General features: G+C 68.3%; 26 protein-coding genes. 10 read left to right on the top strand and 16 right to left on the bottom strand.

Annotation, left to right across the window (positions count from 1 at the left end; all coding sequences use genetic code 11):
- Positions 1 to 9 precede the first annotated feature (9 nt).
- Complete coding sequence (locus MME74_RS15330; protein WP_267415925.1) at positions 10 to 1,038, top strand: methionine synthase; 1,029 nt, start codon at positions 10 to 12, stop codon at positions 1,036 to 1,038.
- Positions 1,039 to 1,224: 186 nt separating this feature from the next.
- Here the strand turns inward: MME74_RS15330 and MME74_RS15325 are convergent, their stop codons facing one another.
- Entirely contained in the window at positions 1,225 to 2,184 is a 960-nt protein-coding gene (locus tag MME74_RS15325; RefSeq protein ID WP_267415924.1) for an NAD-dependent epimerase/dehydratase family protein, read from the bottom strand.
- A gap of 80 nt (positions 2,185 to 2,264) precedes the next feature.
- Between MME74_RS15325 and MME74_RS15320 the strand changes: the two genes are divergently transcribed.
- The 5 genes from MME74_RS15320 to MME74_RS15300 all read left to right on the top strand — a co-directional run bounded on the left by MME74_RS15320 (position 2,265) and on the right by MME74_RS15300 (position 4,520).
- Complete coding sequence (locus tag MME74_RS15320; RefSeq protein ID WP_267415923.1) at positions 2,265 to 2,882, top strand: TetR/AcrR family transcriptional regulator; 618 nt, start codon at positions 2,265 to 2,267, stop codon at positions 2,880 to 2,882.
- Positions 2,879 to 3,421 (top strand): type 1 glutamine amidotransferase domain-containing protein, encoded by a 543-nt coding sequence (locus tag MME74_RS15315; RefSeq protein ID WP_267415922.1) that lies wholly within the window; start codon positions 2,879 to 2,881, stop codon positions 3,419 to 3,421. Before MME74_RS15320 ends, MME74_RS15315 begins: the two co-directional genes overlap by 4 nt.
- Positions 3,382 to 3,555, top strand: a complete 174-nt coding sequence (locus MME74_RS15310) for a hypothetical protein (RefSeq protein WP_267415921.1) — start codon at positions 3,382 to 3,384, stop codon at positions 3,553 to 3,555. The genes MME74_RS15315 and MME74_RS15310 overlap by 40 nt, the downstream gene beginning before the upstream one ends.
- 93 nt (positions 3,556 to 3,648) lie before the next feature.
- The gene (locus MME74_RS15305; protein WP_267415920.1) at positions 3,649 to 4,032 is read left to right on the top strand and encodes a VOC family protein; all 384 of its coding nucleotides are present in this window, start codon (positions 3,649 to 3,651) and stop codon (positions 4,030 to 4,032) included.
- Positions 4,029 to 4,520 carry a hypothetical protein gene (locus MME74_RS15300; RefSeq protein ID WP_267415919.1) on the top strand — a complete coding sequence of 164 codons (492 nt, stop codon included), beginning with the start codon at positions 4,029 to 4,031 and terminating at the stop codon, positions 4,518 to 4,520. The genes MME74_RS15305 and MME74_RS15300 overlap by 4 nt, the downstream gene beginning before the upstream one ends.
- 36 nt (positions 4,521 to 4,556) lie before the next feature.
- Here the strand turns inward: MME74_RS15300 and MME74_RS15295 are convergent, their stop codons facing one another.
- The 3 genes from MME74_RS15295 to MME74_RS15285 all read right to left on the bottom strand — a co-directional run bounded on the left by MME74_RS15295 (position 4,557) and on the right by MME74_RS15285 (position 6,546).
- On the bottom strand, positions 4,557 to 5,048 hold the full coding sequence (locus MME74_RS15295; protein WP_267415918.1) for an SRPBCC family protein: 492 nt from the start codon (positions 5,046 to 5,048) through the stop codon (positions 4,557 to 4,559).
- Between the two features lie 19 nt (positions 5,049 to 5,067).
- A complete protein-coding gene (locus MME74_RS15290) occupies positions 5,068 to 6,018 on the bottom strand; it encodes a manganese catalase family protein (RefSeq protein ID WP_267415917.1) in 951 nt (316 codons plus the stop codon).
- Between the two features lie 123 nt (positions 6,019 to 6,141).
- Positions 6,142 to 6,546, bottom strand: a complete 405-nt coding sequence (locus MME74_RS15285) for a GNAT family N-acetyltransferase (protein WP_267415916.1) — start codon at positions 6,544 to 6,546, stop codon at positions 6,142 to 6,144.
- A gap of 152 nt (positions 6,547 to 6,698) precedes the next feature.
- Between MME74_RS15285 and MME74_RS15280 the strand changes: the two genes are divergently transcribed.
- The gene (locus tag MME74_RS15280; protein WP_267415915.1) at positions 6,699 to 8,102 is read left to right on the top strand and encodes a DUF1254 domain-containing protein; all 1,404 of its coding nucleotides are present in this window, start codon (positions 6,699 to 6,701) and stop codon (positions 8,100 to 8,102) included.
- 105 nt (positions 8,103 to 8,207) lie between these two features.
- Here MME74_RS15280 and MME74_RS15275 read toward each other — a convergent pair whose 3' ends face one another.
- The 3 genes from MME74_RS15275 to MME74_RS15265 all read right to left on the bottom strand — a co-directional run bounded on the left by MME74_RS15275 (position 8,208) and on the right by MME74_RS15265 (position 9,780).
- Positions 8,208 to 8,360 (bottom strand): hypothetical protein, encoded by a 153-nt coding sequence (locus MME74_RS15275; RefSeq protein ID WP_267415914.1) that lies wholly within the window; start codon positions 8,358 to 8,360, stop codon positions 8,208 to 8,210.
- 123 nt (positions 8,361 to 8,483) lie between these two features.
- Positions 8,484 to 8,849: a DoxX family protein gene (locus MME74_RS15270; RefSeq protein WP_267415913.1), complete on the bottom strand. Its 366-nt coding sequence runs from the start codon at positions 8,847 to 8,849 to the stop codon at positions 8,484 to 8,486.
- A 130-nt stretch (positions 8,850 to 8,979) separates the two neighbouring features.
- Positions 8,980 to 9,780, bottom strand: coding sequence for a sulfite exporter TauE/SafE family protein (locus tag MME74_RS15265; RefSeq protein ID WP_267415912.1), 801 nt, complete (start codon positions 9,778 to 9,780; stop codon positions 8,980 to 8,982).
- An 83-nt stretch (positions 9,781 to 9,863) separates the two neighbouring features.
- On the opposite strand from MME74_RS15265, the gene MME74_RS15260 reads away from it, so the two are divergent.
- Both MME74_RS15260 and MME74_RS15255 read left to right on the top strand, forming a co-directional pair.
- A complete protein-coding gene (locus tag MME74_RS15260) occupies positions 9,864 to 10,652 on the top strand; it encodes an AraC family transcriptional regulator (RefSeq protein ID WP_267415911.1) in 789 nt (262 codons plus the stop codon).
- Between the two features lie 684 nt (positions 10,653 to 11,336).
- The gene (locus MME74_RS15255; RefSeq protein WP_267415910.1) at positions 11,337 to 13,103 is read left to right on the top strand and encodes an RNA polymerase sigma factor; all 1,767 of its coding nucleotides are present in this window, start codon (positions 11,337 to 11,339) and stop codon (positions 13,101 to 13,103) included.
- 129 nt (positions 13,104 to 13,232) lie between these two features.
- Here the strand turns inward: MME74_RS15255 and MME74_RS15250 are convergent, their stop codons facing one another.
- Together MME74_RS15250 and MME74_RS15245 are read right to left on the bottom strand one after the other, a co-directional pair.
- Complete coding sequence (locus MME74_RS15250; protein WP_267415909.1) at positions 13,233 to 14,636, bottom strand: threonine/serine ThrE exporter family protein; 1,404 nt, start codon at positions 14,634 to 14,636, stop codon at positions 13,233 to 13,235.
- A gap of 71 nt (positions 14,637 to 14,707) precedes the next feature.
- On the bottom strand, positions 14,708 to 14,983 hold the full coding sequence (locus MME74_RS15245; RefSeq protein ID WP_324170119.1) for a hypothetical protein: 276 nt from the start codon (positions 14,981 to 14,983) through the stop codon (positions 14,708 to 14,710).
- A gap of 188 nt (positions 14,984 to 15,171) precedes the next feature.
- Between MME74_RS15245 and MME74_RS15240 the strand changes: the two genes are divergently transcribed.
- Entirely contained in the window at positions 15,172 to 15,492 is a 321-nt protein-coding gene (locus tag MME74_RS15240) for a hypothetical protein (RefSeq protein ID WP_267415907.1), read from the top strand.
- Positions 15,493 to 15,564: 72 nt separating this feature from the next.
- Here MME74_RS15240 and MME74_RS15235 read toward each other — a convergent pair whose 3' ends face one another.
- The 7 genes from MME74_RS15235 to MME74_RS15205 form a co-directional block, all read right to left on the bottom strand.
- The gene (locus MME74_RS15235; protein WP_267415906.1) at positions 15,565 to 16,044 is read right to left on the bottom strand and encodes a hypothetical protein; all 480 of its coding nucleotides are present in this window, start codon (positions 16,042 to 16,044) and stop codon (positions 15,565 to 15,567) included.
- 120 nt (positions 16,045 to 16,164) lie between these two features.
- On the bottom strand, positions 16,165 to 16,290 hold the full coding sequence (locus MME74_RS15230) for a hypothetical protein (RefSeq protein WP_267415905.1): 126 nt from the start codon (positions 16,288 to 16,290) through the stop codon (positions 16,165 to 16,167).
- Positions 16,291 to 16,413: 123 nt separating this feature from the next.
- Positions 16,414 to 17,043 (bottom strand): TetR/AcrR family transcriptional regulator, encoded by a 630-nt coding sequence (locus MME74_RS15225; RefSeq protein ID WP_267415904.1) that lies wholly within the window; start codon positions 17,041 to 17,043, stop codon positions 16,414 to 16,416.
- A complete protein-coding gene (locus tag MME74_RS15220) occupies positions 17,040 to 19,220 on the bottom strand; it encodes a YhgE/Pip domain-containing protein (RefSeq protein WP_267415903.1) in 2,181 nt (726 codons plus the stop codon). The genes MME74_RS15225 and MME74_RS15220 overlap by 4 nt, the downstream gene beginning before the upstream one ends.
- Positions 19,217 to 22,177 (bottom strand): YhgE/Pip domain-containing protein, encoded by a 2,961-nt coding sequence (locus tag MME74_RS15215; protein WP_267415902.1) that lies wholly within the window; start codon positions 22,175 to 22,177, stop codon positions 19,217 to 19,219. The genes MME74_RS15220 and MME74_RS15215 overlap by 4 nt, the downstream gene beginning before the upstream one ends.
- A 39-nt stretch (positions 22,178 to 22,216) precedes the next feature.
- Positions 22,217 to 22,912 carry an NADPH-dependent F420 reductase gene (locus tag MME74_RS15210; protein ID WP_267415901.1) on the bottom strand — a complete coding sequence of 232 codons (696 nt, stop codon included), beginning with the start codon at positions 22,910 to 22,912 and terminating at the stop codon, positions 22,217 to 22,219.
- Between the two features lie 11 nt (positions 22,913 to 22,923).
- On the bottom strand, positions 22,924 to 24,024 hold the full coding sequence (locus tag MME74_RS15205; protein ID WP_267415900.1) for an LLM class flavin-dependent oxidoreductase: 1,101 nt from the start codon (positions 24,022 to 24,024) through the stop codon (positions 22,924 to 22,926).
- Between the last annotated feature and the right edge of the window lie 5 nt (positions 24,025 to 24,029).

The raw sequence follows: 24,029 nt of genomic DNA, 5'->3' as shown, positions 1-24,029 counted from the left end.
TCACCGCTCATGAACACTCTTCTTCCCACCTCGATCGTCGGCAGCCTGCCCAAGCCGTCCTGGCTGTCCCAGCCCGAGACCCTCTGGTCTCCGTGGAAGCTGGAGGGCGATGCCCTGGTCGAGGGTGTGCAGGATGCGCTCCGCATCACCGTCGACGAGCAGCGCCAGGCCGGCATCGACATCATCAGCGACGGGGAGCAGTCCCGCCAGCACTTCGTCACGACGTTCATCGAGCATCTCTCCGGCGTCGACTTCGACCAGCGGGAGACCGTCCGGATCCGCGACCGGTACGACGCCAGCGTGCCGACGGTCGTCGGTGCCGTGAGTCGCGAGAAGCCCGTGTTCGTCGAGGACGCGAAGTTCCTCCGCCAGCTGACCGATCAGCCCATCAAGTGGGCCCTGCCCGGTCCGATGACGATGATCGACACGCTCTACGATCGCCACTACAAGAGCCGCGAGAAGCTGGCCTGGGAGTTCGCGACGATCCTCAACCAGGAGGCGAAGGAGCTCGAGGCGGCCGGGGTGGACATCATCCAGTTCGACGAGCCCGCATTCAACGTCTTCTTCGACGACGTGCGGGACTGGGGCGTGGCGGTGCTCGAGAGGGCGGCCGAAGGGTTGCGCGCGGAGACCGTGGTGCACATCTGTTACGGGTATGGGATCAAGGCGAACACGGACTGGAAGGCGACTCTCGGAGCGGAGTGGCGGCAGTACGAGACCTCGTTCCCGCTGCTGCAGCAGTCGAGCATCGACACGATCTCGCTGGAGAGCCACCACTCGCACGTCCCCCTGGACCTCATCGAGCTCATCCGGGGCAAGAAGGTGATGCTCGGAGCCATCGATGTGGCCAGCGACGTGATCGAGACTCCGGAGGAGGTCGCCGAGACGCTCCGGAACGCGCTCCGTTTCGTCGACGCGGACAAGCTCATCCCGAGCACGAACTGCGGCTTGGCGCCGTTGTCACGTGACGTCGCCCGCGGCAAGCTGCGAGCGCTCAGCGCGGGCGCCGCCCTCCTTCGCGAGGAGCTCGCTTCCTGAACGCTCTCAGGGGTCGCTCTCAGGGGTGAGGTCAGCCCGGAGCCTCGCGCGCGCCCGAACGCCCGCATGCGCGGCATGAGTGTTGCATCGGCGACGAGGATCTGCGGCGTCCTGCGAGTCTGGGCCGCGGTCAGTGCGGCATCGAAACGCCGTCCGCCATGCGCGCCGCTCGTCGTGGACTCGAGGTCAAGGCCGCCTTGAGACCGAGCCCTCGGCGCCCGCTTCCTGGTGAATGAGCTCGATGCCCTGACGGTAGCTCGTGACCGCGAAGCCGGGATGCCGTGCGGCGAACTTCGAGGAGTCGAATCTGTTGTCGTATTCGTACCGCGGCAGAAGCTCCTCGATCTCACGCGCCTGCGGCGACACGATGCCTGCCGCGCGCAGCAGCCACTTCGGGATGACGGTGTACCCGGATGCGCGCCGTCGGTCGAAGACATCGTCGATGATGGCGACGAACTCTCGGTAGGTCGGCCGATCAGGATCGGTCGGCAGGTGCCACGTCTGGTGGAAGGCATCAGGCGTGTTCCCGAGCGTCGCAAGGGCGCGACTCGCGTCCGGGGTCCAGATCAGGGTGCGCTGCACGTCGGCGCGCACGGGGATCAAGGGTCTCCGGCCGTTCCTGATCCTGTCCAGGAGGAGGGCATTCGTGAAGCTCTGCGTTCTCCCGGGGCCGTAGAACTCCGGCGCGCGAGCGATCAGGACAGGGATCTCGCCGCGGGCCATCTCGTCGAGAACCATCGACGCCATCGCCGCTCGGACCCTGCCCTTGGGGCCGACCGGTGCGAAGGGCGTGTCCTCGGTCTGCACCCGGTCGTCCTGCGGATACATGTAGGTGTTGTCGAAGTAGGCGAACTTCGCGCCGGCGTTGCGGGTCGCATCGAGGGCGTTACGGAGCATCGTGGGGAACTGTCGCTCCCACAGCTCGGTGTCCGCCGGAAGGCCGGCGGTGAAGTACACGACGTCGCTGCCCTCGACCGCTGCGGCGGTCTGCGCCGCATCCAGCAGGTCGGCTCTCGCAAGGGTGTCGGTGTCGTTGACCTTGCGCGGGTTGCGGCTGACGAGTCGGAGAGCAGTCGTGTGGTTCCGGTTCAGCTCGCGCGCGAGCTCGACCGCGATCTGGCCGTTCGCGCCCAGTATGGTCTGCATTCCTTCGTCTCGACTTCCGATGCTGCATCCGATGCGGTATGTTTACACTGCTTACATGATGGTACGAGGAGTTGTTAGCAGTGTCAACATCCGAGAAGACCTACCACCACGGCGATCTGCGTGCCGCGCTTCTGGATGCGGCGATCCAGGCGCTCGAGGCAGGCGAGCCGTTCTCCCTGCGCGCGGTCGCACGCCGTGCGGGGGTGTCGCCGGCGGCGCCGTATCGCCATTTCGCCGACCGCGAGGCGTTGGATTCGGCCGTGGCGGTCGCGGGGTTCACCGACCTGCGCACAGATCTCTCCGCCGCGCTCGCGCGGACAGCCGCCTCCTCGGAATCCGTCACGGATGTCATCGCAGACCTCGGCATCGCCTACGTCGGCTTCGCCGTGCGTCGCCCCGCCGTCTTCCGGCTGATGTTCGGTAATGGATGCGACGAGGCCGACAGCGACCGGGTGAAAGCATCCGCAGAACTGCATGCCCTGCTGAGTGAGGCCATCGAGCGATTGCTTCCCGAGGCCGACGTCCCGAATCTCTCCACCGCACTGTGGAGTTTGGCTCACGGACTGGCGTTCCTCCACCTCGACGGCAAGCTGCGACCCGAGTCCGCCGACGCGGTGGCCGCACGCGTGCGTTCTGCCGTCGCGGCGATCTTCGCCGTTTCCATCCGACCCGCATCCCCGGTAGGAGCAGCCTCATGACCAGACGCGTCCTTCACGTCGTCACCAACGTCGGCCACTACGACGACCCGTCTCATCCGACCGGACTCTGGCTGTCGGAGCTGACCCATGCGTGGCAGGTGTTCGAGGAGCACGGCTTCGAGCAGCGGATCGTCAGTCCGCAGGGAGGCGCCTCGCCCCTGGAGCCGCGTTCCCTGAAGTTCCCCAGCTACGACAGGACTGCGAAAGCCTGGCACGCAGACCCGGCACGGATGGCGCTGCTGGAGCACACGTCGCGCCCGGACCAGATCGACTCGGCGCACTACGATGCGATCTCCTTCACGGGCGGCCACGCGGTGATGTACGACTTCCCCGAGAGTGAGGGGCTGCAGCGGATCACTCGAGAGATCTGGGAGCGCGGCGGGATCGTCTCCTCCGTGTGCCATGGCTACTGCGGGCTGCTCAACACGCGACTCTCCGATGGTTCTCTCCTCGTGGCGGGCCGGAAGGCTTCGCCTGGCAGGAAGAGGTGCTCGCCCGCGTGGACAAGCTCGTCCCGTACAACGCCGAGGAGGAGATGAGGAACCGCGGCGCGCTCTACGAGAAGGCGCTGCTGCCGTTCGTCTCCTACACGGTCGTCGACGGCCGCCTCGTCACGGGGCAGAACCCCGGGTCCGCGAAGGAGACCGCGGAGAAGGTCGCCGCGCTGCTCTGAACACCGGTCGAAACAGCGTACACGCGACGACACCGGAGCGCCGCACGCTCGGTTCCGGCGATAGGTTGGGGGTCCGACCCAGGAAGGCCGCCCATGGTTCCCGTCGTCACTGCACTCGATCATCTCCAGCTCCCCATCAGGAATCTGGACGAGGCGATCACGTGGTACTCGGATGTCCTCGGCTTCCGAGTCCTCACGAACTACGGCACCTACGCCATGATGCGCCTGGAGCCCGGGCTCGACCTCATGCTGTGGGAAGCCGCTGAGTTCACCCCGATGCAGGTCGCCGTCGAAGGCGCGGCAAAGCCGGTCTTCTTCCTCAAGACCGAGCGCTTCGATGAGCTCCTCGCCTTGCTCGATCGGGCGCAGGCGCGCATCGTCGGCGTCGAAGACCTCGGTTTCGCACGGTTCCTGAAGTTCTACGATCCCAGCGACAACTTCCTCGGCGCGATCGAGTTCCAGGAGTCGAGCCCATGACAGCCACGGAACACCTCCGGCGCGAAGAGTCGTCCTTGACCGTCGGCGTCCGCAACGTGCGCACGGCGTTGTGGGCACTGGCCCTCTCATGGCTCGCGGGATCCGCGGTTCAGCTGGGCGTCGTCGTGCACGAACTGCCCTTCGACCTCGAAGCGGCCTTCGGCGTCATGGTGTGGTACCAGCTGTTCAGCATCCCTCTCGCCGTGTGGTCCGTCCTCGTGGTCGTGCTCGCGGCGCTCGCGAGCGCTCGATCGGGCCGCCGTTGGATCGTCGTGGTCGTCAGTCTCCTCGCGGCGCTGATCGGACTGGGACTCAGCATCGTGGTGATCGTGCAGCTCACCCTCGTAGGGTCCGATACGACGACGTTCTCGACTCTCCCCGAAACAGTCGTCGCGCTGGCAGCGTTCCACCTCATCGCCTGGGGTGTCTTCGCTGTGGCGCAGTCTGTCGCCCCGCCATCTCACACGCCGTCGACACGCGGCGGCTGATCACGCACGCAAGAATCGCTCCTCCACCGAGGACAACTACGTGCTGCTGGCCGACAGCAACCCCAACGTGGGCTCATAGCCCGTCGCGGCACGAGGCCGGTTGCCCTCGGCGATGTAGGCGAGGCGGCGGAGCGTCTCGGCGTTGCGCACACGGAGCATCGGAGTGGTCAGGAAGCGGGGGATGAGCGTCGCCGGACCGCTGCGGGGTTCCTCATCGATGCGCACCACACAGCCGTCCTCGTCGGAGCGGACGCGGATCGTGACATCGGCCTCGCCGAACGGCCAGCCTCGCGCGATGAGTCGCATGCGGTGAGGAGGGTCCCATTCCACGCTCCGCGTGGTGTCGTCGAGGACGAAGGGCCAAGATCCCACCGTGTGGTGGAGCTCGGCGTCCGGGCGGGGCCAGGCGTCATCCACCTCGCGCATGCGCGTGGCGCCGACGACCCAGCTCGGGTAGAGCCAGCCGTCCTGCAGCACGCGGAACACGTCCTGTGGTGCGCACCTCATCCGGCGGGTGTTGGTCGCCATCACACGCCTCGATCCGTCGTCATTCCATGCGCCCGAAGGTCGCATCGATGTCGGCCATCTCCATGGCGGCCGTCGCCTCGATCAGTGCCCGGAGCTCGTCGTCCGCACCGGGGGCGAACTCCTCGAAGCGCTCCGGCGCGATCGTCATGGGATGCCCGACCGGTGCCTGCTCGCTGGCGTCGAGCTCTGTCCCGTCGTTCGACGGCGACGCCCCCTGGAAGATCTTGCCGGCCTCGGACTGGGCCGTGAGATCGAACGAGTACTGCTTGCTCTGCAGACCGAGGTCCAGGAGCTTCTTCACCTCGGGGAACTGCTCGGCATTCGTCTTCGGGATCGGCAGGGAGGTGCGCCAGTTCACGCCGAGCGTCTCGAGCGCCTTGGCGTAGGCGTTCTCGTGCGCCTGATCCCGCACGATGAGGTACGAGATCGTGCTCCGGGCCATCTTGTTGTCCGTCATCTCGTACAGGCGACACTTCTGCAACCGGCCGGTGGATTCGAGCATGAGGTTGTAGAGCAGATCGAGCACGAGGTTGCCCGAGTTGTAGACGTAGCTGCCGGACCACGGGTTGCCGACCGCGTCGACGGGAAGAGCTCCCTGAGCTCCGACGAGATAGTGATGGATGTTGCTCGTGTCGACAGCGATGCGCAGCGGGGTCGCCCCGCCCGCACCCGGCTCATCCAGGGGGTCGGTCGGCGTGCCCTGATACTGCGGGGAGCCGTCGAGGAGGCGGGAGATGGTCGTGCCGATGAGTTCGACATGACTGATCTCCTCGGTGCCGATCCCCTGGATGAGGTCCTTGTACGCCTTGCCGTCCGGCCCCCGGAAGTTGATGCTCTGGAAGAGGTACTGCATCATCGTCCGCATCTCACCGAACTGACCACCCAGCCCTTCCTGAAGCGCATTCGCCGCAGCGGGGTCCGGCTCGTCGTGAGCGATCTCGTTGATGAACTCCTGGACGTGGAAATACATGTCGGCCTCCGGTGCGTGAGTCGTGCGGTGTGGAGTCACACTGCACCCGGGGACGGCTTTCTCCGCCTCCCTCGACCAATCGCGAAGTCAGACGTACTATGCGGAGCTTTTCGCAGCAGACCGCTAGAGCTGAGGGGTGGAGATGTCCATCCCGGGAGCGTCGGAGGGGCGGCGGCTGAAGCCGTTGCGCTCATAGAATTCCGCGCGGCCGCGTGCGGCGAAGAGTTGGATGTCGTCGACGCCTCGTGTCTTCGCGGCGGCGACGAGAGCATCGAGGATGAGAGCGCCCGTTCCGTTGCCGCGCGCATGCTCGGTGACGAGCATCTCCGCCACGAAGGCGTGCAGGGCTCCGTCGCTGATCAGGCGGCCCATACCGAGCAGCGAGCCGTCGGCCTCACGTGCGGTGCACACGATCCAGGTCCCGGCCAGTGCGGATTCGAACGTCGAGAGGGGGATGTCCGCCCAGCCCGTCTCGTCGTAGAGGGCCTTGAACTCCGCGGCTGACGGCGGGGTGAGTGACAGATCCACGTGAGGAGCCTAGCGCTGCCCATGACCGTCTCCTCGGGCCGCTGGGTCGCGATACCGGGGGTCGGCCGCGAGAGAGGGTTCCGATTCGCCGTCGACACCCTCGACGCGCGGGGGTAGCGTCTCTCGCAACGGTCCGCGCAGAGGGGGATGTCATGTTCGACGAGGCGAGGTGCGTGATCGAGGGCGGTTTTCCGACGGCCGAGACGGCAGCCGTCGCCTTCGATGAGGCTGACCTGGTGCGGGCGTTGCACGCGTATCGGTTCTTCTACCCGACGGTCTCCTTCGAAGCGACATGGCGCGGCAACCTCGCCGGTGGCGTGGTTCCGAATCATGTGTTCCCCGCGTTGAAGGGAACACCACGACAGTTCGTCTTCACCCCGAATTCGGACACGCCCTACGGCGCGGTGGCGCTCGACCTGTCCGACGGCCCGATCGTGTTGGAGGTCCCGCCGGGACCGATCATGGGTACCTTCAACGACCTCAATCAGCTGTGGGTGATGGACTACGGTCTGCCGGGTCCGGCGAAGGCTGAGGGCGGAAGGCATGTCGTGCTGCCTCCCGGATGGACCGGCGAGGTGCCGGACGGGATGTACGCAGCGCACGCGACGACCAATCGTGTGCTCGGACTGATCCGAGCGATGCCGATCGGCGGCGACATGGATGCTGCGGATCGGCTGATGCAATCGGTCAGGGTCTACCCGCTCCAGCCACGCGACGAGTGGCCCGAAACCACGTGGGTGGACCTCTCCGTTCTGGACGGAGCGGATTTCACCCCGGTGCGATGGGAGACGAACCTCGAGTTCTGGCGGGTGCTGCACGACACCCTGCAGCAGGAACCTCCGAACCCCGCGTACCGCTATGAGTACGGCGAGCTCGCCCAGCTCGGCATCGCCCGCGGTCTGTCATTCGAGCCGGATGATCGGCTGGTCGGCATCCTCGAGAAGGCGGCGGTGATCGGGCATGCGCATCTGCTGGCACAGTCGTTCGCGGACCGGAGCGCCTCGAAGCAGGTCTGGGCGGGCACCCAGTGGGAGTGGGCTGTGCTGCAGTCGCAGAACGGAACCTTCGACACCCCTGACTACACTGACCTCTACGCCCGGGAGAAGTGGTTCTATCAGGCCCAGGTCGAGTCGCCCGCGATGTTCGCTCGCGCACCCGGAGCCGGCTCCCTGTATTGGCTCGGGCTGCGTGACGCCGAGGGCGAGTATCTCTACGGGCAGAACTCCTACAGCCTCGACGTTCCGCTGCCGGTGCCCGCGACACTCTTCTGGTCGGTCACCGTCTACGACGCCGAGACCCGCAGCGAGATCCTCACCGAGCAGAACTCCGCCGCTCTCCGCTCGATGTACGAGCTGACCGACCTCGTCGGCGACACCGTTCGACTCCACTTCTCGCCCGAGCGTCCTGACGAGGACGCCGAGGCCGCGCATTGGATCAAGACGAAGCCCGGTAGCGGATGGTTCGTCTACTTCCGCATCTACGGTCCTGAGCCGGCCGCATTCGACGGTACCTGGCAGCTGCCGGACTTCGAGCTCCGCTCCCGACCGGGGAGTTGATGCGCGAGCCGTTCATGGACCCGGAGTCGGGAGCGCGCGCCGCGTAGCCGGTGGTTCAGGAGCGGCCGGGAGGTCCTCACCGGCCGCTCTCCGCTCGATTCCTGCTCACCCGCCGGAAGGGTTCTCCAGGGGCTTGCCGTTCTCGTCGGTGGTCTCCTCCTCGAGCACCTTGTCGGTGTCGTCGGGGGCGCCGCCGGATGCGGTGTCTGCCTCTTCCTCGGGTCCGGGCGTGCCCTGGGTGTTCTTCGGATCGCTCATCGTGTCTCCTTCATTCGTTCCGGTGACCGTACGCCCGCTCGCCCCGACCCGTCAGGGGGTTGACCTCGGGCGCCCGGGCCTCCGGTTCGGTTTCGGGCTCGGGTTCGGTTCCGGGCCGTCCGTCTAGAGAGCGATGAAGCGGAAGACCGCGACGAACGCCGCGAGGAGCAGGAGCGTGGCGTTGAACGGCACCGACTTCGCTTCGCCGATGCGGATGTGCACCACGATCGCGCCCGCCTGGAGGAGCACGAGCCCGACGGCCGCGATCGGCGTCAGGATCGGGACGATGCCGGTGAGCCACGGCAGGATCAGCCCGACAGCTCCCAGGATCTCGAGGATGCCGACGGCCTTGATGACCCCGGGCTTCGCGGAGCGGGTCCAGCTCATCGTGGGCGCCAGCGCCTCCTTCGAGCGGAGGATCTTCGCGCCGCCCGTGAACACATAGAGGAGGGCGAGCAGGCCGGACACGATCCAGACGGCGATGTTCATCGAGGTCCCTGCTTCCGTGGTCGCGGTGAGGCCGATGGCCTCAGCGTGAGTATCGTCCCCCACCCTCGTCTCGCGCAATCACCGTGTTCTTCGAGGAGATCGATGCCCCGGGTGCCGTCCGCTTCGCGCGCTATCCGGCAACCGCGACGGTGGTCGCCGCCGTGGCGAGGAGCGCGACGTAGGTCCAGGAGTGGACGCGATCGGGGATCCGAGGCGGACGCCGACGCAGCAGGATGACGACAGGGATGGATCCGAGGAGAAGCGCCACCGCGGAGACGACGTCCACCGATCCGATCAGGCCCTCGGAGTGGGGGAGGGCTCCGGACGTGCACAGCGACACGATCAGCGCGGGGAGGACGATCGCGAGAGTGAGCGGATTGGCCAGAGCCGCGGCGATCTGCATGCTGGCGCCGGCCCGGCGCATCATCGGCACGGTCATGACGCTTCCGCCGACACCGAGGAAGGCCGCAACCGTCCCGATGGGGAGACCGAGCCAATCCGGAACGCCGCCTGTGCGCACAGCTGCGCCCGCGATGCGGTGCGGGGGGAGGGGTCGGAGGAAGCCGGGACGGACCACGAGATCCGCGATCGTGAGAACGATGTAGGCCACGAAACCCCACTTGAGGAGCGCGACCGGTGCGAATCGAGAGGCCGCGGCGCCCGCCGCCCCGCCGACCGCGAGCAGCGCGAACAGACCTCGTCGTCCGCCGAGACCGCCCAGTACCGAGCGGGAGGTCGCGGCGGTCGCGACGACGGCGTTGACGAGCATCACGAGAGCCGAGGTCGCGGTCGCCACCCGCACGCCGTCGCCGCCGAGCGAGGCGTCGATCAGGGTGATGACCGGGACCGTGACGAATCCACCGCCGAAACCGAAGAGAACCGTGGTGATGCCGACAGCGAGGCCGACGAGGAGGAGAAGAGCGAAGGACACCACTCCAGTCGATCGCGTCGAGCCCCGGCCGACAATCTCGTATCAGCCGATGACTATAGAGTCTCAGCCAATAGGATCGAGGGGTGAGAAACGTCCGGCTGGAGAGATATGACGGGCTCCCCGTCGACGTCCTCCCGATCGGCACGGACTATCCGCCCGACCACCTGCTGGCGCATCACGCGCACCGCCGGGCCCAGCTCCTCTACGGAGCCACGGGCATCATGCAGGTGGAGACCCTCGACGGGTCCTGGACCATCCCCACCAACCGCGCCGTCCTCATCCCTCCGCAGACCTCCCATCAGGTGCGGATGCGGGATGTCACGACCTGGAGCCTCTACATCGAGCCGAGCGCCGTGCCGTGGTGGCCCGCCTCCTGCACGGTGATCGAGGTCGAGCCGCTCCTCCGAGAGCTCCTGCGGGAGGCGAACGACTTCGATGCCGGATATGACGCCTCCGGTCGTGATGGTGCCGTCGTCCAGCTGATCCTCCAGGAGCTGCAGCGGGTGACTCCGCTTCCGCTCTCCGTGTCGCTCCCCCGGGCGGAGCCGTTCCGATCCCTGTGCACGGAGTACCTCGGGCGCCCCGACGTCGCCCTCACGAACGTCGACTGGGCGCGCGCAGCGATGATGAGCACGAGGAACTTCGACCGCCGTTTCCGGGAGGCCACCGGGATGAGTCCGTCGATGTGGCGCACGCGGGCCCGGCTGCTGGCGAGCATCACACTGCTGCGCCGGATGCCGGTGGCCCAGGTGGCGGGCGACCTGGGCTACGCGTCTCCGGCCTCGTTCACCGCCGCGTTCACGCGCACGTTCGGTGCACCGCCTTCGAGCTTCCACGAGCGTCGGACACCGCGCTCGCAGACGCACGGCTGAGGCCCCGCACGGGAAACGGCCCTGCGGGGCCTCGCACTACTCCGTCCCGGTCAGAGGGCGCAGGCCGGGTTCAGCGCGGTGAAGCTGAACGGCCCGACCCAGATGTTCTGGTTCGGGCGCTCTCCGAGGGCGCGGCCGGAGTTGTTGGCGGCGAAGGTGAGACTGAACGCGCTGGCGGATGGCGCCGTGACATCGACGTTTCCAGCCGCGCTGCCGGGCGCGACCTCCGCGTTCGGCGATCCGGTGAAGGGACGCCAGGGGTTCGTCCCCGTGCCCTGGCCGCGGATCCAGTCCGCGTTGTAGGTGCCGGTGCCCGCGCCGTCGGACAGGTAGACGCGGGAGGTCGGCGGTGTCGAGCGACAACCGCACGCTGGGCTCTGCCTCCCCGCCCTGCTGACTGCTGTCCAGCACGAAGTTGTTCGCCTGGTTGATGGTCATGTTGTTCGCGCCGTTGGGGACGGTGGTGAGGGTCAGCGTCAGATCCTTGCCGTCTCCGAACACGTCTCCCCAGGTGAACACCGATGAGGTCGCGCTGAGCCGCGAGTATGTCGCCGTGCTGGTGCTGATCGGAGTCGGCAGGCCGTGAAAGGTGACGCGGGATTCCTCCGTGTCGCCGAGCAGAACCGCGGACCCCGTGGATGCCCTACGTTGGTCCTGACGGAGAGTGCGAGCGGGGGAGACGGCGTGTCGGACGCGCGCAGCGATGCGGAACTTCTTCACGGTCTGCGCGGCGGAGATGCCCGCAGTTACGAGGCGCTGTGGCGTCGCCATTCCGGTGCGGCGTACCGCTACGCCCACCGGCTGTTCCCCTCGCGCGCCGACGACCTCGTGTCCGAGTCGTTCCTCGCGATCTACCAGCAGGTCACGGCGACGGACAAGGGTCCGCGGTATGCGTTCCGCTCGTACCTGAAAGCCGTGATCCGCAACTTGGCGATCAAGTGGAACCGGGAGGCCGAGCGCGTCCTGAGCGCCGAGGACCTGGATCAGGTCGACCCGCACGACGGCCTCAGCCGGCTGGAGAAGCAGTCCGATTCGGCAGAGGTGATCTCGGCATTCCGCGAGCTGCCCGAGCGATGGCAGCGCGTGCTCTGGCTCGCCGAGGTCGACGACCGGAGCCGACCGGAGATCGCCAAAGAGCTCGGGATCAGACCCAACGCGGTGTCCGCCCTGCAGCGGCGAGCGCGGACGGGGCTGAAGTTCCAGTGGCTCAGCACACAGATCCCCCTCGCGCTCCGCGAGGACGTCGCCCATGTCGCGCGGCTGTTCCCGCAGTACGTGACCGAGCCGCGGAACGCCGCGCTGGCCGCCGAGGTCGACACCCACCTGACGATCTGCGACAGCTGCCGAGACCTGCTCCACAGCCTGCGCGGCGGATCCGCACGTCTCGAGGGCAAGACGCTCGCGATCCTGCTGGGCTCCGCCGGGCTGGGCGTGCCGTCGCTGGCGTCCCTGACCTCGGGGACGACCGCCGCTGCCGTCGCCGCGGTGACCGCCGGCGCCGGGCTCACGGGCTGGCTCATCGCCGGGGGCCTGAGTGTCCTCACGGTGAGCGGGGTCATCGTCTCCACGCTTCTGCTCCCTCCCGCCCCGTCGCCGGCTGTGGCGGGAGTGGACCCGACGACCGCCCCGAGCGTGATCCGGGTGGTCGTCCCGCAGACGCCGGCGCCGACGACCCCGCGGCCCGAACCGGTGGAGCCGGCCATCGGGCCGGGCGTGAACGATCCCCGCATCCCCGTGGTGGAGCTCACCGACGACCCCGACAGGCAGGGTCCGATCGCCCCCACCCGTCCGGATCCCGCCGGCCCCGAGACCCCCGGCCCCGGTATCGACCCCTCGACGGGAGGATCCCCCGGGGTCACCACTCCCTCCACCTTCTCGGGATACCTGGCGCCCGTCGTCCAGGGGAAGACGACACCGGGCCGCGCCGTGGTGGTCGAGCTGGCGGCGCAGCGCTACACGCCACCGGTCGCCGGCGACGGGAGCTGGAGCTTCGATGCGCGCGGGCTCGAGCTCGAACCGGGCGTCTACGACTATCGGGTCTGGACGTACGACGCCGTGTCGCCGTCGGCAGCCATGTCGGGCACCTTCACCGTGCTGCCCCTGACCGTGCAGGGGTTCGAGCACATCGAGGGGTTCGAGGACATGCTCCTGAGCGAGGCGCAGACCACGGGTGTCGTGATCGCGATCACCGGCCCCGCGAACGGCACGGTGTTCGTCGACACGATGCAGGGCGTCTCCGCGACGATCACGCTGGACCAGAGCGGATACACGCGCAAGCGACTCGTGATGAACGGCGTGGGCTGGTACCACTTCACCTTCCGTGCCCTCGACGGCGACGGATTCTGGGGACCAGCCCACGAGACCTCGGTCGACGTGTACGACCCGGACGTGATCTGGGGCCCCTGGGGTCCGGACGCGGAGGACATGACGTTCGACCTCGTCGACCCGTAGGACGGTGAGGCCCGCTGTCTGATCAGCACCTGGTGTGCGCCAGCCTCACGGCGATCGACGACTATCTGGAACGCACATGCACCGTCGCGACCTAGGGCATGTCCGCCCGCTCCCGGGGCGGAGAACTGCTCAGCGCCGCACGCGGGCGCGGGTCTTCGCGACGCTCGCGAGCGTCGCCCGCACCGGGGTGCCGAGGTACAGGCCGAGGGAGGCGCCGGACGCGAGACCGATGCCGATCACCGCGGCGTCGATGAGCGATCCGCCCGACACCAGCACGCCCGCGGAGGAGGTGCCGGCGGCGTGCACCATCTCCAGCAGCCCCTGGAACACCGCGACACCGGGGACGAGCGGCACGATCGCCGCGGTCGTCACCGCCACCGACGGCACGTGCAGGTTCCGGGCGATCAGCATCCCGAGGAAGCTCGCGAGCAGGGCGCCGATCGCGCTCGCCGCGGCGGGGTGCACGTTCAGCGCGATCGTGGCGGAGTAGCCGGCGAGGGTCACGGCACTGAGCAGTGCGCTCACGAGGATGATCCGGATGCCGGCGCCGTTGAACACGGCCACGGCCACCGCGACGATGATCGCGCCGACGAACTGGTTCAGCAGCGGACCGAACGGCGCCGGGTCGTCGGGCAGGTCCATCGTGAAGCCCAGGGCGCTGCCCAGCTCGAGTCCGACGAGGATGCCGATGACGACACCGAGCGTCTGCATCGTGAGGTCGAGGATGCGCCCGCCCGCCGTGAGAGCGAAGCCGTCGATCGCGTCCTGCGCGGCGCCGACCACGGTGAGGCCGGCGAGCATCAGCACGATTCCCGAGGCCACGATGATCGACGGGCGGATGCCCACGAACGGCTCGATGCCCGCGGCACCGAGCGCCGACACCGCGAGTGCCACGACCGTCGTGACCAGGCCTCCCGCGATCTGGCTGAAGAACAGCGGGACCCGGAGCCGGGCGAGCCCGGCCTGCGTCAGGGCCGCACCGAGCGCGGCGACGAACGTGAGGCCGACGATGATCGGCGAGGCGCCGAGCATGATGCTGACGCCGACCGCGAGCAGCGCTCGGGCCACGATCACGACCGGCTGCTGGTAACGGAACGGCATCCGACGGATCGCGCGGAACGTCGTGCGGGCGGATTCGAGGTCGAGCCCGTCGTCGATGTCGGCGACGAGAGCCTGCACCCGCTGCAGCTTCGCGTGATCGGGAGCCGTCACCCGGACGACCCGGACGAGGGTCTCCGGCCAGACCTCGCCGCTCAGGTGGAACGACACCGTGATCGAGTTGTACGTGACGTCGACCTGCACGCCCCGCATCCCGTACGCATCGCAGACGCGCGTGATCGCGAGCGTGACCTCGTGGGCGGAGGCGCCGACCGCGAACATCGACTCCCCGATGCGCGTCGCGAGATCGAGCACCCGGGGGACGGTGCGCTCGTCGATGACGGGCATGGCCTCGGTGTGCGCCACGGCCGAGGGGTCGGTGTGCAGCAGCCTTCGCACGGAGGAGAGGAGCGGCCGACGGGATCTCGCGGACATGTCCTCCATTCTCCCGTCCGCGTCGGCACTCCGTCACGTGGGGGCGGGGCGCGTCCGCGAGCCCGAACCGTTCAGGCGGTGGCCAGCGGCGGGCGGTGCGGAATGGGGATCGGGCGACCGGCACGGCGGGGTGCATGGAACCGCTGCACGTCCTCGAGCACGTCCATGGCGGACATGTAGCAGTTCGCCAGCGGGAGGTCCCGCAGCCACAGGACCTCGACCTCGACGGCATCCACCTGGTAGACGCAGGCGACCGTCTGCCGAGAATCGTTCGACGCGTACCGGTGGTCGAGGATCAGCCACTCGGTATCGGTGATCTTCCGAAGCTCGAACCGGGGATCGGGCATCGCAGACATCTCAACACTCCCATCAGTCAGCCTTGGCTGCCGAGGAGCGCACCGCACCCGAGGGGGCAGAATCCTGCACCGCCTGGTCGAACGGGCGCCCGTCAGCCCGCCAGAATTCACCAGAATTGTACGACGTGCCGAGGGGCTCCTCAACTCGGTCGTCGGTCGATTCCGGCTAGGGTTCTGACATGGGAACGGTCCAGTACGGCAGCGGTGACGAGATCCATATCGAAGACCGGGCGCTCGCTCATCTGAAGGTGGTCATCGCCACCAAGCTGCGTCGCAACGAGAGCTTCACGCTCTCGTGGAAGCACCCCGAGGGCGACCCCGTCGGCCGTTCCACGATCTGGCTGCACCCGTCGATCCCGCTCCGCTTCACGTTCGACGAGCCGGAAACGCCGCAGCTCAACGTGCGATGGATCGAGGAGCTCATGCACTCCGCCAACTCGACCGGCGGAATCATGCTCGTCGACGAGGTGCTCGACACCCCGGACGGCTCCGAGAGCTGACCGCCGTCACCCGGCGTCGGCCCGGATGCACTCACCGGCGGGCGCTTCCGATCTGACATCGGACCGACGACGTCAGTCGCGCGTCGTGATGGTTGCGGCCCAGGTCTGGCCCGCAATGGACCGGATGCCGACCCGGAACTCGTCGTACTCGCTGACCTGGAACTGATTCTCCGACGCAACTGTCGCTGCGCATTCCAAGGAGAAGGTCCCCAACGGAGCGATCTCGATCACGACCATGCCTTCGCCGGTGCAGGTGAGGTAGACCACGGCGTTCTTGTGCGTCACAGGGAACACGCCGATCTGGTTGGCTGCCTGCTGGTTGTCCACGCTCGCGAGGATGTCCTCGCCATCGGGCACGTAGTGCACCACGTCTGCCGGTGCCGGTGTCGGTGTCGGTATCGGTGTCGGCGCCGGCGCCGCCGTCTCGCCGGCCTGCGGGGACGCGCTCGACGTCTCCGTCGGGCCGGGGGTCGCTATCGCCTCACCCGTGCACCCGGTCATGGTCGAGCTGAGCAGAAGCAGTCCGCCGATGGCGGTGACTGCGGCGGTCATCCGGGCCGACCCAGGACTTCCCTCCCCGAGTCGACGCACGATACCCCCCCGGTTGTCGCCCTCTTCGAGCGTGTGGGACCTCATCCTGGTGCAGGGGATGAGTGCGCGTCAAGGCGCGCGTCAGGCGTCGGCGTCGTCGTCCTCGTCGGGATCGGTCGAGCCGTCGTCGGTCGACGGGAAGTCGGGGTCGATGCCCTCCGCTTCCACTTCGCTCTCGCCGTCGGGGTATGCCTGAGCGTCTGACATGGGAGTCTCCAATCGCCTGGGGTGGGTGACGAGTCTCCCTCCGGAGCCGGCGTCTCCGCCAGGCGTTGACACGGGCGAGGGCAGGTCTGAGAATGCGCGACCCGCGCCGCCCGACCGGAGAGGTCAGTCCTGGGCGAAGATCTCGGGGTGGGCGCGGAGGAGCTCGGCCTGCTCGGTCCAGGAGAGGCCGACGATGCTCAGCACGACGCGGACGACGGTCGAGTCGGCGTCGTCCGTGGTCAGACGCAGCTCGCGCAGCGTGGCCCGCGCGGTCTCCTCGATGAGGAACGCGAGGAGGACGGGAGGCATGTCGCCGCGGAACGCCCCCGACTCCACGCCGGTCTTCGTCAGATCGCGGATGCGGCGGCGCAGCGGTGTGAGGGCGAGCACGGTGTCCGCGAGATGAGCATCATCGAGGGCGATGTTGGCCGAGGCGCGCACCGCGGAGGCCTCCCGCCACAGGCGTGTCGCCATGCGGGCCAGAGTCACCCGCGGATCGGGATCGTCGGTGGTCTCGGCGATCGTGTTGAAGCGCTGTGCGCCCACGGCGATCACCTCCCGCAGGAGGCTGTCGCGGTCGGCGAAGTGGCCGTAGACGGCTCGTCGCGTGAGCCCGGCTGCCTGCGCGATCGCATCGAGGGAGGCATGCGGGTTCGTGGCGAGCACGGCCTGCGCCGCGCGCAGCAGCGCCTCGCGGTTCGCCAGGGCATCGCGCCGACGACCGCGGGGGGCCGGAGTGTTCGCGGTGGTCACGACATCACCTTGGTCGAGGCGAGTGCTTCGACGAGCTTGCGGTTGTAGGTCATCAGCGGGCGCCGGAGCACGAGGCCGAGGAGCAGCGCCGGGATGATGAACAGCGCGAGCGCGCCCAGGGACAGCCAGAAGTCGCCCTGATAGACGCCGGCGATCGCCGACCGCACCATGTTCACCGCGTAGGTCGCCGGGAGGAAGGGGCTGATGCTCTGGAACCATTCGGGCAGCAGCTGCAGCGGGTACGCACCGCCGGAGCCCGAGATCTGGATCACCAGGAGCAGCACCGCGAGCGCCTTGCCGGCGTTGCCGAACGCGACGACCGCCGTGTAGACGATGAGGGTGAACACGGTCGAGATCACCCACCCGGCCAGGATGAGCAGGAAGGGATGGGCGGGTTGAACCTGCACGAACAGGATCAGGCCGAGCGTCAGGAGCGTGCTCTGCGCGAGGCCGACCAACCCGAAGATGCCGTAGCGGCCGAGGTACTTCTGCGTCGGGGTGAGCTCCGGCCGGTCGGGCAGCGTCTCGGCGTTCACGTCGACGCGGATCGTCACGGTCATCAGCAGCGCGCCCACCCATAGCGCGAGGATCATGTACAGCGGGGCCATGGCCGCGCCGAAGCCCGCCACGGGGAAGACGGCCGTGCGGTCGAGGCGCACCGGCTCGGCGAGGGAGGTGGCGAGCACCCCGGGGTCGGCACCGATCAGCTCGCCGAGGTCGCCGGTGTCCGCGGCCTTCGCCATCGCCTGCTGCACCTCGTCGAACCGGTCGGCCATCGTGTTCAGCGAGGTGGACAGCTGCGTCGTCGCCTCTTGCGCCCGCGACAGCGTCGACCGCACGGAATCCGAGGCGCCGGAGAGGCCCGACGTGATCCCGGACAGGTCGGAGCGGATCGCCGACACGTCGGAGCCGATCTGCGTGAGCGTGGACGACAGGGCGTCCAGCTGCGCCTTCAGACCGTTGTCATAGGTGCTCCGCGCATCCGCGATCGCCTTCTTCGCATCCGCGATCGCGGCCTTGATCTCCTGGTGGGAGCTCTGCGCCGCGTCGTTGCCCGCCGCGATCTCCGTCGCCGACTTCTGCAGCTGCTCCTGCAGCGCCTGCTGCCGGGCGATGGCCTCGTCGAGCCGCGAGATCACGGCGGCGAAGGCCGGCTGTGCCGACTCGGGAAGCTGCGGCCCGACCTGCGTCTCCAGTGTCTCCTTGAGCGCGGTGTACTGATCGATCTGCTGCTGCACCCGCTGCGCGAGCGTGGTGATCGCCTGCACCTGGCTGCCGCTCAGCGAGTCCGCTCCGGCATACAGCTCGTCGATCCGCCGGCCGACCGCGTCGTAGCTGTCCGAGGTCGCCGCGAGGGCATCCGCCAGGGACTGTGTCGCCGTCTGCAGGGTCGACTTCAGCGTGCCCGCTGCGTCGACACCGCTGCCGAGAGCGCCCGACGTGTCCCGGAACGCCTCGCCGGCCGTGCCGACGAGGGCCGAGGCGCTGTCGAGCAGCGGTTCGCTCGCCTCGATCAGGGCGGTGAACGAGTCGGCCGTGTGGGCGCCGGAGCGCAGCTGGTCGGCCACGCTCCCGAGCCGCGCCTCGACGCGGGTCAGCGCCGCCTGCGTGTCCTCGTCGGTGAGGTAGTCCGACATCGACGAGATGAGGCCGAGGGCGACGTCGCCGAGCGTCTGGGTGAACTCCTCGCTGATCGCGGAGGAGACGCCCTCCGCGCCCTGGCCGGTGATCTTCGGGGCCAGCGCGTTCTTCTTCTCGTTCGTGTAGAGCGCGATGTGCGTCCGGTCGCCGCCGTCCGCGTAGAACGTCAGCATGTCGGCGCTGAACGTCTCCGGCAGCACGATGGCGGCGTAGTACTCGCCCGACTTCGTCCCGTCGATGGCGTCGTGCTCGTCGGTGATGATCCAGTCGAGCTGGTCGTTCCCGCGGAGCTGGGAGAGGACCTGCTCGCCGACGTTGATGCGGATCGGGACGAGGTCGCTCTCGTATCCGGCATCCGTGCTGGCGACGGCGATCTTCAGGTCCTTGGTGTTGGCGAACGGGTCCCAGCTGGCGATGACGTTGAACCAGGTGAACAGGGAGGGGATGACGACGAGACCGAACAGGACGATGCAGGCCATCACGTTCTGAGTCGCGTGACGCACGTCGCGGAGCGTCAGCTGCAGGATGTTCTTCACGCGCGGTGCTCCCCTTCTTCCGTCTGTCCCTCTTCGTCCGGTTCTTCCGGGTGCTCCGGTTCTTCCGGGGCTTCCGGTTCGTCCGGGGCTTCCGCCGACTCGGGCGCATCCGCCTCCTCCGGCGACGTCGTCTCTGCCCGTGACGTGGTCTCCGACTCGGACTGGTCGTCGGATTCGGGCTCGGACTGGTCGTCGGATTCGGGCTCGGGCTCGGGCTCGAACCATTCGGTCAGCAGCGCGTCGGCGTCCGTCGCGGAGGCCGGGTCGTCCGACTCCGCCGCGACGATCGTCGTGACGCGGGTGGTGGCCTCGGCGGCGACGGCGTCATCCGCCGCCGGGTCGTCGATGAGCAGCGGGCGCGTCGCCGCCTCCGTCTGCGAGGGGAGGGGACCGGGCGCCTCCGACGACAGGACCGCATCGCGGCCCGCGCGACCGGCGAGAGCGAGGTCGCGCAGGTCGGCGTCGTCGAGTGCGGCGATCTCCTCGCCGCTCTCGAAGCTGTGCTTGATGTACTCGATCGTCACGAGGAACCCGATGACGAGCAGGATCCAGAGGGTCCACAGGCCCAGCAGCAGCGCCTTCGATCCGGGCAGCGCCCAGGTGATCACGCCGAGCACGACGAGTCCCGCGACGCCCGTGAGCACCGTCGCCTTGAGCAGCACCGGGTAGCGCCGTGTGAACAGCTCGGCGCGCTGAGCCAGGTCCGCGCGGTACTCGCCGCGGTTCGACAGGGCGCGGATCACATCGGTGAGCCGGTACCCGCGACCGACGACCTGCACCTTCTCGCCGATCAGCAGGTCGGTCGAGAGGACCTGGCGGTTGAAGAGCAGGTTGAAGTTCGCGAGCCGGCGCCGCAGCACGAGGCCGAGGAGGAACGCGAGCGCGACGAACACCGCCAGGGCACCCAGGAAGCGCCAGTAGTGGGCGCCGTAGAAGCCGCCGATCGTCTCGCGCAGGGCGTCGATGCCGTAGGAGAACGGGAGGAGCGGATAGATCGCGCGGAAGAATCCGGGCATCAGCTCGATGGGGTACAGCCCGGATGCGCCGGGGATCTGCATGATCACCAGGAGGATGCAGAGGCCGCGGCCCACGTGTCCGAACGCCACGCAGAGGGCGTAGATGATGCTCACGTAGGCGAGGGCGATGAGCACACCGGTGCCGACGAAGGCGAGTGCGCTGACGGTCTGCACGCCGATGATGAGGTTTCCGATGCACACGATCAGCGCCTGGCCGATGGCGAGCGTCGCGAAGAGGAAGAAGCGTCCGAGGTACGCCTCGCGCACCGTGACGCCCTCGACGTCCTCGGTGTCGACCTCGACCCGGAAGATCACCATGAGCACGAAGGCGCCGATCCACAGCGACAGGTTCGTGAAGAGCGCGGCCATCGCCGACCCGTAGGTGGCGACCGGGAACACGAGGTGCTCGTCCACCTCGACGGGCGAGGCGACGAACTGCGCGATCTGCGCGGGGTCCAGGTCGGTGAGGGTGCCGAGCAGGCCCCACTCGGATGCGGCGCTGAGCGCGACGACGTCGGTGCGCGACGAGCGCACGCCCTCCTCGATGCCGGCGAGATCGCTGTCGAAGCTCTGCAGGGACGACGAGGTGGCGACGAGTTGCGCGTCCAGCCCGGCCAGCAGCTGGTCGGCCTGCGCGAGCACGTCCTTCTGCGCCCCCAGCGCCGCCGAGAAAGAGCCGACGCTCGCCGACAGCTGCGACATCGCGGCGTTCAACGAGGGGACGGTGCCGGTGAGGATGTCGCGCATCGCCGAGGAGGCGTCCCTCGTGTCCTGCATCGCCTTGTCGACCGCATCCGCCGTCGCCTGGACGGAGCGGACCGTGTCGGATGCGCCGGCCTTGAGGTCGGTGAGGTCGGCGAGCAGCTGCTGGTCGGTGGCGTTGCGCTCCTGCAGGGAGGCGATGACCTCGCTCAGACGCTGCTTCGTCTCGTCGCTCAGATCGGTGTCGTCGAGCAGGGTCTGCAGACGGTCGACCGCGGCCTCGTTCGCCTCGAGCACCTTCGAGACGTCCTCGATCCCGGCGTCGATGCGCACACCGGCCTGTTCGAGGCTCTGGGTGAGACGGGTGATCGAGACGTTCGCCTTCGACGAGGCGTCGGCGAGCAGGGTGGTCCCCTTGAGGAAGGCGGTGGTGGCGCTGTCGGTGAAGGCGATCACCTCCTTCTGCGTCTCGGCGATGATCGACTGCGTCTGGACGAGCGACTTCTGCACGTCGCCGAGTGACCGGTCGACGTCGGCCAGCGTGTTCCGGGCGGAGGAGAGCGTGCCGCGCGACGAGGACAGGCCGTCCTGCACCTCGGCGAGGTTCCCCCGGGCCGATGTCAGCGTCTCCGTCGCCTTGTCGAAGGCGTTGAGGGTGCTGTCCCTGGCGTTCAGCAGGCGCAGCTCGGTGGAGTCGCCGACGTCCTTGAGCGCGTTCGTCGCCGCGAGGGCCACCTGCTCCTTGAAGGCGCTGGTGATCTGCTTGTCGAGCTCGGAGGCGCCGACGTCGGTGATCTTCGGTGCGATCGCCCCGGCCTTCTCGTTCACGTAGTACTGCAGTGCGGGCTGCGTGAAGTCGCCGCTGGTGATGCTGAGCAGGTCTTCGCTGAACTGCGCGGGGATGACGATGGCGGCATAGACGTCGCCCGTCCTGACCGCCTCCTGTGCCTCGTCCTCGCCCATGAAGGTCCAGCCGAGCTGGTCGTTGTCCTGGAGCTGGTCGGTGACCTGATCGCCGATGTCGATGCGACCGGTGAGATCGGACGTGGCGCCGTGGTCGAGATCGACGACGGCCACGCGGATGTTCGCGGTGTTGGCGTAGGGGTCCCAGAACGCGTTGATGTTGAACCAGGCGTACAGGGCGGGGGTGATCAGCACCCCGATGATGATGATCCAGGCCTTGGGTACGCGGGAGAGTCTCTTGACGTCGCGCTTGTAGACTCTCCAGCTCTGTTTCACAGGACGAGTTTACACAATACGTGCACACCAACGTGCAAGTTAGCTGAGGGGAAGCGGATCTCCCTCCGTCGCGGGCGACGCGATGCCGATCAGGCCCCGCAGCTCCGCGGCGGTGACGTCGGCGCCGAACGCGGGGTTCCCGGGCTGGAGCACCGCGCCGGCGGCGAGGGCGTCGAGGGGGAGGGCGTCGAAGCCGAGCCGATCGATCACGTCCGCGACCACCGCGACGTCGGCGGGTCGGTCTCCCGCGATCGCGATCGCCTTGCGCCCCTCGACGCCGGCGGGCCGGGACTCGTCTTCCAGGTCGTGATAGCCCATGTGGTTCAGGGCCTTCACGACGCGCGACTCCGGCAGGAACTCCTGCACCAGCTCGCTGGTCGAGGTGCGCGGATCGCTCAGGTCGTCGCGGATGCCGTCGGTCTCCCACCAGTAGTTCATGGCGTCGAGCACCAGTATTCCGCGCAGCTGCTCGACCGGAAGCGTGCGGTACTTGCCGAGCGGGAGCGCGAGGATCACGGCATCCGCCCCGGCGGCGGCCTCCTCGGCGCGCACCGCGGTGGCTCCCGGCGCGAAGACGTCGATCGTGAGCGCGATGCGCTCCGGTGCCCCCGAGCCGGCGATGAGCACCCGGTATCCCGCGGCGAGGGCGAGGCGGGCGATGGTGGTGCCGACCTTCCCTGCGCCGAGGATGCCGATGGTCTCGATGGTCTCGATGGTCTCGATGGTGTCGTTCATGCGTGCCCTCCTCAGGCGTGGACGGCCTTGCCGTCCTTCGTGATCCGCGCGAGGCCGGGGTCGCCGAACGCGCCTTCACCCGGTTCCTCGGCGAGGAGCTCGCGCACGCGCGGGGCGACCTTCTCTCCGAAGAGGCGGATGCTGCGTTCGCGCACGTCCTTCGGCAGGTGCAGGAGGTCGTACTTCAGATCGAACCGGGACAGGTGGTTGAAGCGCACGGCTGCGGCGAGCTTCCGCGCGACCGTCTCGGGAGCGCCGACGTAGAGGGCTCCCGTGTCGACCTCCTCCTCGTAGCGCTCGAGTGTGGGCGGGTAGAAGCCGCGCTCCTTGCTCATCTGTGTCACGACCGGTTCCCAGTGCTTCCAGTGCACGTTCTTCGCCTCGTCATCGGTGTCGGCGATCAGGCCGAGGGAGTGCTGCCCGATCGGGAGCTCCGGACGCCCGAACTGCTCCAGGGCACGCAGGTACAGGCGGGCGTGACCGGCGAAGCGCTCGGGGCGCCCGCCGATGATCGCCATCATCAGAGGCAGTCCGTGCTCGGCGGCGCGGATGACCGAGTCGGGGCTGCCGCCGATGCCGATCCAGGCCGGGATGCCGCCCTCCGGCATCCGCGGCTGCAGTCGCACGTTCTCGAGGGGGCTGCGGTAGGAGCCGCTCCAGGTGACGCGCTCCTCCCGCATGAGACGCAGGAACAGGTCGAGCTTCTCCTCGAAGATCTGCTCGTACTCGGCGATGTCGTACCCGAACAGCGGGAAGGACTCGATCGCCGACGCCCGGCCGAGGATGAGCTGCGCGCGTCCGTCGGAGAGTCCGTCGACCGTCGCGAACTCCTGGTAGAGCCGCACCGGATCCTGTGTCGACAGCACGGTCACAGAGGACCCCAGTCCGATCGTCGAGGTGGCCTGTGCCGCGGCCGCCAGCACGACCGGCGTCGCGGAGTCCATGTGACCCTCGCGATAGTGCTCGCCGATGCTGAACACGTCGAGCCCGACCGACTCGGCCAGCTGCGCCTCCTCGACGAGCAGCCGCAGCGTCTCGCCGTCCGACATCACGCGGTCGCCGTCCGTCGCCAGCTCGCCGAAGGAGTTCAGCCCGAACTCGACTTCTGTCATCTCCA

Origin of the sequence: Microbacterium oxydans, from assembly GCF_026559675.1 — a bacterium.
In the GTDB taxonomy this organism is placed as follows: domain Bacteria; phylum Actinomycetota; class Actinomycetes; order Actinomycetales; family Microbacteriaceae; genus Microbacterium; species Microbacterium oxydans_D.
This window is presented reverse-complemented; position numbering and strand designations above follow the sequence as displayed.